The 2,380-nt window shown below is 61.1% G+C and carries 3 protein-coding genes; 2 read left to right on the top strand and 1 reads right to left on the bottom strand.

The window, feature by feature from the left end:
* Nucleotides 1-982 (bottom strand): nicotinate phosphoribosyltransferase (locus tag HXO69_RS08900; RefSeq protein WP_296546606.1); only part of this gene is annotated, 982 nt, incomplete at its 3' end.
* Between the two features lie 240 nt (nt 983-1,222).
* Between HXO69_RS08900 and clpS the strand changes: the two genes are divergently transcribed.
* Together clpS and HXO69_RS08890 are read left to right on the top strand one after the other, a co-directional pair.
* Nucleotides 1,223-1,543, top strand: coding sequence for an ATP-dependent Clp protease adapter ClpS (gene clpS, locus HXO69_RS08895; RefSeq protein ID WP_296546605.1), 321 nt, complete (start codon nt 1,223-1,225; stop codon nt 1,541-1,543).
* Entirely contained in the window at nt 1,543-2,163 is a 621-nt protein-coding gene (locus HXO69_RS08890; RefSeq protein ID WP_049346319.1) for a DUF2017 domain-containing protein, read from the top strand. Before clpS ends, HXO69_RS08890 begins: the two co-directional genes overlap by 1 nt.
* Nucleotides 2,164-2,380: the final 217 nt, after the last annotated feature.

The raw sequence follows: 2,380 nt of genomic DNA, 5'->3' as shown, positions 1-2,380 counted from the left end.
CAGCGGAGTTCTCGCGCTCAACGACCTTGTACACCATGGAGGAGGTCGGCGCACCGGAGCCGGTGACCAGCTTGGTGCCCACGCCGTAGGAGTCCACGGGTGCTGCCGCCAGGGAGGCGATAGCGTACTCGTCCAGGTCGCTGGTGACGGTGATCTTGGTGTGGGTGTTGCCGAGCGAATCGAGCAGTTCACGCACGCGAGCCGCGGTGGCGACCAGGTCGCCGGAGTCCAGGCGCACGCCGCCGAGCTCTTCGCCGGCGAGTTCCACGCCGAGGCGGACTGCATCGTCCACGTTGTAGGTGTCGACGAGCAGGGTGGTGCGGGCACCGAGGGAACGCAGCTGCGCCTCGAATGCTTCACGCTCGCTGTCATGCAGCAGGGTGAAGGCGTGGGCGCTGGTGCCGATGGTGTGCAGACCGTAGCGCAGACCTGCCTCCAGGTTGGAGGTGCCCGCGAAGCCCGCAATGACGGCGGCGCGTGCGGCAGAAACAGCGGCGCGTTCGTGGGCGCGGCGCGAACCCATTTCGAGGCAGGGACGGTTGCCTGCGGCGGCGCTCATTCGGGAGGCGGCGCTCGCCACAGCGGAGTCGAAGTTCAGGATGGACAGCAGGTAGGTTTCGAGGACGCACGCTTCGGCGAAGGTGCCTTCGACCTGCATGACGGGGGAGTGGGGGAAGAACGCTTCGCCTTCTGCGTAGCCGCGGATGTTGCCACTGAAGGTGAAGGATTCGAGGTAGGAGAGGGTTTCTTTGTTGACGATGTTGCGGGAGGAGAGGAAGGAGAGTTCTTCGTCGTTGAATCGGAAGTTTGCGAGGCCTTCGAGGAATCGGCCGGTGCCTGCGAGGACGCCGTAGCGGCGGCCTGCGGGCAGGCGGCGGGTGAAGACTTCGAAGGTGCACTTACGGTTGGCTGCGCCGGAGGCGAGTGCCGCCTGGAGCATGGTCAGTTCGTAGTGGTCGGTGAGAAGGGAGGTAGTAGCCATGTGTTTATTGTAGTGGGGGATTAGGGTATTTTTCCTATTAATTCGGCGTGTCAATCAATACATAAAGTATTCTTGACTCTAAGTGGTGTAGTATGACAAATTACCAGCACTCTGCACCGATACAACACACGATAAACACCGGCACAACGCAGGACGAACACCGGAGCTGCGCAGGACAAACACAGGGGCAACACATACCCGCCCGTATAATCAAAGGGAACCGGCCGCAAAGGAAAACCAATGAACACTACCGCCGTGACCCTCTCCACCGGAACCCTCGAGGACACCGACCTCGACACCGCTCTGGAGAACATCCTCGCCGCGGACACCCCCTGGAACGTCATCGTCTGGAACGACCCCGTCAACCTCATGACCTACGTGTCCTATGTCTTCCGTAGCCACTTTGGCTACTCCCGCGCCCGCGCCGAGGAGCTCATGCTGCAGGTGCACAACAACGGCAAGGCAATCGTATTCACCGGCTCCCGCGAAGACGCCGAAAAACACACCCAGGCAATGCACGCCTGGGGTCTGCTGGCAACCTTCGAGAAAGTAGAAAACTAATGGCACGGCCCTTCCGCCGCACCCCCGGAGGCTACACCGCCTCCTTCGAACCCGCCGAACGCGACCTGATTCGCGAACTTGCTGAAGACGTGCGCGCGCTGCTGCGCCCGGCAGATACCACCGCCGACGGCGGCACCGTCGACCCGCTGGAGGCGCTGGTCGGCATCACCGAAAACCCCACCATCCCCGCCGACAGTGCCGTAGCACGCCTGCTACCCGCCGCAAGCAGCGACGACGAGGCCGCCACCGAATACCGCCGCTACACCGAACGCGACCTGCGCGAAACCAAACGCGCGAACCTCGCCATGCTCGCCTTCGACATTGAATCCAGCGACCTGCGCCTGAACGAAGAACACGCCCGCGCCTGGGCTGCCGCGCTCGGTGATATTCGCCTGGTGCTCGCCGACCGCCTCTACATCGTGGACGAAGACACCGCAGAAGATATTGCGGCGTTCACCGACCCCTCCGAAATCGAAACCCAAGAAGAGTACATGGCTGTGGTGTACAACTTTGTCTCCTGGGTTCAGGACTCGCTCATGCTCGCCATGCTCGACGGGCTGGACGACGAAGAAGAGGAAAAGTCCGGCGGGGCAGATGGCGGGGAAAAAGAGCAAGAATAGAACGAATTTTTCAAATTCCCTTCAAACTATCGTCATATACAACCACATAATGGTGGTTCTCGACTCATATAACCGCTCAACGGACTAAAAGGGTAACCTTAGCGAGTTAGCATAGAACGTGGTACCCGACCGATAACGAAGTGTAGGTGACACATGAGTGACAGCATCGACGCAACAAATCCCTACCGTGCCCGCACCCCCTGGGGAAGCCCCGCGC

The organism is Rothia sp. (in: high G+C Gram-positive bacteria) (genome assembly GCF_015265375.1).
In the GTDB taxonomy this organism is placed as follows: Bacteria; Actinomycetota; Actinomycetes; order Actinomycetales; family Micrococcaceae; genus Rothia.
This window is presented reverse-complemented; position numbering and strand designations above follow the sequence as displayed.

Excerpts from the sequence above, each read along its gene's own strand:
- clpS (WP_296546605.1), top strand. The coding sequence starts at position 1,223 with ATGAACACTACCGCCGTGACCCTCTCCACCGGAACCCTCGAGGACACC.
- HXO69_RS08890 (WP_049346319.1), top strand. The coding sequence starts at position 1,543 with ATGGCACGGCCCTTCCGCCGCACCCCCGGAGGCTACACCGCCTCCTTC.